The organism is Rossellomorea sp. SC111, from assembly GCF_024733565.1.
Lineage (GTDB): Bacteria > Bacillota > Bacilli > Bacillales > Bacillaceae_B > Rossellomorea.
Genome location: NZ_JANIOC010000002.1, coordinates 357,171 through 363,170 on the forward strand (window position 1 = coordinate 357,171; position 6,000 = coordinate 363,170).

The 6,000-nt window shown below is 42.8% G+C and carries 3 protein-coding genes; 2 read left to right on the forward strand and 1 reads right to left on the reverse strand.

The genetic code is table 11. The features are described from left to right. Window positions 1-7 precede the first annotated feature (7 nt). Window positions 8-880 (reverse strand): TetR/AcrR family transcriptional regulator, encoded by an 873-nt coding sequence (locus NQ095_RS03980; protein ID WP_258262194.1) that lies wholly within the window; start codon window positions 878-880, stop codon window positions 8-10. A gap of 214 nt (window positions 881-1,094) precedes the next feature. Between NQ095_RS03980 and NQ095_RS03985 the strand changes: the two genes are divergently transcribed. Continuing rightward, entirely contained in the window at window positions 1,095-4,154 is a 3,060-nt protein-coding gene (locus NQ095_RS03985; RefSeq protein WP_258262195.1) for an efflux RND transporter permease subunit, read from the forward strand. 193 nt (window positions 4,155-4,347) lie between these two features. Continuing rightward, the gene (locus NQ095_RS03990) at window positions 4,348-5,787 is read left to right on the forward strand and encodes an MDR family MFS transporter (RefSeq protein ID WP_258262196.1); all 1,440 of its coding nucleotides are present in this window, start codon (window positions 4,348-4,350) and stop codon (window positions 5,785-5,787) included. The last annotated feature ends 213 nt before the right edge of the window (window positions 5,788-6,000 follow it).

Genomic DNA, 6,000 nt, shown 5'->3' on the forward strand with positions numbered 1-6,000 from the left:
TTCCCATTCACTCGGGAAGGAGCTGTTTTTCTAATTCTTCAGCTTCCATTCTTAACTCTTCCGTATCCATTAATAACCGGAGTAATCCTTTCAAGATCAATTTGTCCGGCTCTGAATCCCGGTATTCCTCAGAAATCCGATTCGCTATGTCCATATAATCTCTACTATTGTCCATTCCCTTGATTTTCCCGTATAGGGATTTCCAAGCTTTCTCCCTTTTTTCAAACGATATGAAGGCACCTTCCTTGTCCATACTGACAGTAAAAGATTTCATCATGTCATCATTCAATTGAGGAGAGCTATTTCCATTTATGAAGTCATTTGCAAGGAGAGTAATCTGCCTTACTAAATGAGTACCAAGTCGTGAAGGTTCAAGGGTATCATCTTGAGATATCATCAGCATCATATAAGACGCATAAATGGACTGAGTCATCCACATCAGATCCCATTTGTATGGCTTGATTTCATCGCCGTATACATCCAGGAGATTTTGTTCCAGCCAGCTGAACAGACGCCCCCTCATACGGTGCTCCATGGCCGCCAGTTTTTCACTATTTTTAGTGGACTCCCCTCTCATGTGCATCTTCATATAAGACTTGTACTCCAATATCCCTTCGAATTGCACTTGGAACTGTTTTGAAAATCTCTCCATAGGAGGCAGATTCCCATCCAGTCCTACCACGAATGCCCGTTCAAATACAAGCTGTTGATAATGTTCATAAATAGATATGATCAAATCTTCTTTTGATTGAAAATATGAGTAAAGGGAGCCTTTAGATATGCCGACACTTTCGGCGATTTGTTGCATGGACGTCTGATTGTAACCGTGGGCACCAAAGAGTTCCACTGCTGATTCTAGTATTGCGTTCCGTTTATCCATTTTCTACACCTCTATATCCAGAGAAAACTATCCCTTTTTCATTTTACCCATATTCATTAAAAATGAGAAGAGCATTATTTCTTGACTAGATGATTTTTTTAGGTAAAATGACTAGTGAGTCAAGTAAAAAAATGACTGTTATATCAATGATTCAACACTTCTGAAAATGAACGAATGACCCACAAGTCAAACAGTATCAAAGGAGGAATTAACCATGTTAAAAGCTATTTTGAAACGTTCGAAAATCGTCCTGATCTTCATCTTACTATTTGTGATCATCGGAATTTTCACCTTTATTCAATTGCCACAACGGGAAATACCTGAAACCAGTGTCAACATCGGTACAGTAACAACTGTATACCCAGGAGCTACCGTTGATTCCGTTGAAAGGACCATTACAAATCCAATAGAATCTTCCCTTCAATCCATAGGGGGGATCAAAGAGATCAGCTCTTCTTCAGCAGCCGGTTTCTCTACTATTATTGTAGAGGTTGAAGATGGGGAAGACAAAAAAGAAGTGTTCGGGGATGTGCGGCAAGCCGTTTCAGATGCTTCAACCTCGTTTCCTGAAGAAGTCTTTGATCCTGAAGTCAATGAATCTACTGTTAAGATGCCTATCGTATCATACCAATTGATCAGTGATAATAAGGACACACTCCTTGATATGGATGATGAGATAAAAAGATGGAAAGAAGAAGTTGAGGATTTAACCGGCGTTTCGAGTGTCACGGTGAAAGGTCTTCCTGAAGAAGAAATTACTATAGAATTAAAGAAGGATGAACTCAAAGCTTCAGGACTTAATCCTTCTACGGTGATGAGTGCCATCAATGACGAATATTACCCCACTCCCCTCGGAAAGCAGGAAGTGGATAAAGAAGTGGTCCAACTGACTGTTGACCATTTTACCACCTTGGATGAAATGAAGGATCTCTTTGTCGGAAAGAATCCTAAAGGGGAGTCGATCCTGCTCGGAGACATTGCAAATGTGAAAGCTTCCCCTAAAGAAGTCAAAGATATTGTAACGTTTGAAGGAAAACCGTCTATATCATTTACTGCTTTTGTCCAGTCCGGCGAGGATATCCCAACGGTCGATGAAAGAGTGAGTGACAAAGTGGATGAACTCTCGAAGTCCCTTCCAGCCGATGTAGAACTTGTGCCTTACTATTCTCAAGCCTCCACTGTAACGGACATTTTCGATGGATTGTTTAAGTCCCTCGCTATTTCCGTTGTGGCAGTTATCCTGACTACAGCTCTTGGACTGACGATTTCAGGTGCTTTTGTAGTGGCTCTTGCCGTACCGATTTCCGTATTAATGGGATTGATTCCCCTGCCATTTGCAGGAGTGGATCTTAATCAGATTTCGGTTATCGGAGCTATCATTGCCCTCGGGATCCTGGTCGATGATTCCATCGTTGTAAATGATAATATCCAACGCAGATATAAACTTGGGGACGGTGCGCTTATGGGCGCCATTACCGGTGTGAAGGAAATATGGGTCTCAATCGTGACTTCCTCCCTAGCCATTGTATTCACATTCCTTCCGCTCATATTCTTATCGGGCGGAAACGGAGCATTCATCAGGGCTTTACCGACAGTCTTGATCACAACCATCATTGCATCCACTTTGGTGGCTCTGATTTTCGTTCCTATCATGAGATACTTTCTTTATAGCAAAACCAAGAAAAAAGTTTCCGATGCCCCAGGGCTTCTGGGTAAACCATTAAATAAGATCGCAGATTTCTATGCCGATACATTGCTAAAGAAGTTCTCTAAAAGGCCGTTTGTCGTTTCTGCCATCGGACTCGTGTTCACGACTGCGATCTTTGGTCTGATCGCTCTGACACCTTTTGAATTCTTCCCGTCTGCCGATCGTGAAGAAGTGACAGTCGATATTACACTGCCGATCGGTACGCCGATTGAAGAAACATCCAATACTCTGGAAGAAATAGAACAGCTTTTAAAAACAGACGAAGGTGTCTATGAAACGTCTTCCTTTGCGGGTACAGGATTACCGAATCTGTTTAACAGTTCATTATCCAATACAGGCCAAAACACTGGCCAATTGGTGGCAAGGGTAGACCGAAAAAACCAGACTGCCCAAGGATTAATCGATGAGTGGACTGACAAATTGCGAAAAGAATATCCTGAAGCCAAGATTTTCATGGAAACAATTCAGCAAGGACCACCGGCAGGGGCTCCTGTCACGGTGACTGTTTCAGGTCCTGATATGAATCGATTGATCGATCTCCGTGATACCATATCCAAAGAGATCAATTCTTTGGATACTGAATTGGTCGTTGATAACGTCGGAAAAATGGAACCTACTATTGTATATGAGCCTAACCGCGAAAAACTTGAAGAAAAAGGTATCACGATTAATGATGTCAGCCAGCAGCTGCGCTTGGCTACTGAGGGCATTCCGATGAAATCTTTCGATAATGGTATAACAAAACGTGATATGACTCTCCTATTGGAAGGAAACAATGGTGAAGTCGACCTTACTTCACTGGAAGTTCCTGCTCAAAGTGCAAACCCTTCCGGACCGCCAGAGTTAGTTTCACTTGATGAGCTCGTCACATCTGAGAAGAAGGAAGAACTTCAACTTATTCCTCATAAAGGTGGAGAGCGTGCCATTACGATACGCGCATTCCCTGGTGACGAAGAAAATTATAAAGAAAATGTACAGGAAATCGTGAAAGAAGTCAGGAAGGATCTTGATGACAATAACTACTCCATTACATTAGGTGGGGAAAATGAAGCCCAAAATGATTTCTTTGCGGAAATCACCATCCTGTTTATCATCGTGATTTTCCTGGTGTATTTATTAATTGCCTTTCAGTTCAATTCTTTATCTCTGCCATTCCTGGTCCTGGTTGCTGTATACCTGGCGATCGCGGGTGCGATTCTCGGATTATTTGTCACTCAGACTCCAATCAGCTTCCTTGCAGTGATGGGGATGGTTTCCTTAACCGGAATCGTAGTTCGGAATTCAGTGGTGTTAATTGAGTTTATAGAACAAGGACTACAAAGTGGAATGAGTGTGAAAGAAGCAGTCGTTGAATCTGGTCGTACACGACTTCGCCCTATCCTACTCACAGCCCTTACTTCGATTGTGGCACTGATTCCAGTGGCAGTCAGCGGTGATGCATTATTCACTCCATTGGCCGTCACCATCATATCAGGTATTTTGTTCTCAGCTGTATTAACGCTGATCATCGTACCGATGATGTACATGGTTTTCCATCGTTTCAGAAAAAAAAGGCGTGAAGCATAAATAACAACATCCTGAGGGGAGACTTGGTCTCCTCTCCTTTTTAATTTGAATGATTGAAAAGAACGGCTACTGGACAGTTTATTAATTAATACTTGCCTGTTTTTTTATGATTCAATCTTTCCTCTTGAGAAATTCCCCTTCTTCAAGCATTATAGATAAGTGTTACATTTTATACTTTTTTTGGAGGAACAACATGACATCTAAACTAAATTCAAAAGCAATCCTCATAACTTTCATGATCGGTGCTTTTTTCGCCATATTGAATGAAACGTTATTAAATATCGCCCTCACAGAATTAATGGCCGTCTTTAACGTGGATGCCCCTACTGTCCAATGGCTTGCGACAGGATTTATGCTGGTGATGGGGGTATTGATGCCCATCTCTGCTCTGTTGATTCAGTGGTTCACAACAAGACAGATGTTCATCGGGGTCATGAGTGTATTTCTCCTTGGGACGATCATTGCAGCATGCGCCATTAATTTCCCCATGCTCCTTATAGGAAGGATGATTCAGGCTGTTGGTACCGGATTGTTGATCCCGGTCATTATGAACGCCCTGCTGCTGATTTACCGGCCGGAAGTGCGCGGGAAAATCATGGGTACATTTGGTTTGGTCATCATGTTCGCACCAGCCATCGGACCGACTCTGTCTGGAGTAATCGTTGATTTCCTTGGCTGGAGATGGTTGTTTATCACCGTCATCCCTTTTGCTGTATTTTCGATTCTGTTTGCTATGAAATACTTACAAAATGTCGGGGAAATTTCCCGGCCCGCTGTGGATGTATTCTCAATTATTCTCTCTTCCATCGGAATCGGCGGGATCGTATACGGGTTTAGTGCAGCAGGCGAAGAAGAAGCAGGATTCACGTCGGTGAAAATCATTGCCATCATAGCCATATCTGTGATCAGTGTCGTCCTCTTCGTTCTGAGACAATTAAAGCTTGATGAACCGCTTCTTGATGTAAGGGTATTCCGGTATAAGAGCTATACGAGAGGGGTAACCATCTTCGTCATCGTCATCATGGCCATGTTTGCATCAGAAATTGTGATGCCGATGTACCTACAGGGTCCTCTCGGGTTTTCTGCAAAAGCAGCTGGATTATTGCTCCTTCCGGGTGCCCTCCTGAATGGTCTGATGTCTCCTACCATGGGCTCCCTTTTTGATAAATACGGCCCCAGGAAGCTCATCATACCAGGTACGCTCACATTGGTGGGAGTCATGATATTCTTTAGCGGCATCAATCCGGATACACCGATTTGGCTATTTGTAGTGGTCTACATGATTCTCATGTTGTCGATATCCGCTATCATGATGCCTTCTCAAACCAATGGATTGAATGAACTTCCAAAGCACTTATATCCACATGGGACCGCCATTGCAAACACCTTGCAGCCGGTGGCAGGTGCACTTGGGGTTTCCATCTTTGTCAGTATCATGACACAAAGTCAGAAAGGATACATTGAAGACCAATCAGGAATGATCAATGAAGGCATCCTTCACAGCGCTATGACCTATGGCGTTCATCATGCCTATTGGTTTGCGCTTGCCTTGGCCGCAATTGCATTCTTGATTTCACTCTTTATCCGCAAAGCGATTGCACCGGATTTTGACGAAGTGAAGTCAGAAGCTTAATAGATTGAATATCAAACGATAGAGGCAGGGACAAAAGTGTATAGTTTTAAAAAAATCCGAACGATCATTCGAAATTCTTTTTTAAAATCGAAATCGTTTGGATTTTTTATTTAGCTTTTTACGTAAATACTATTGCTTTTGGATGTAGTGAGTAGTGGTTGATTTCCGCTCCAGTTGCTCGCTTTCCGCGGGGCTGGCGGTGAGCCTCCTCGG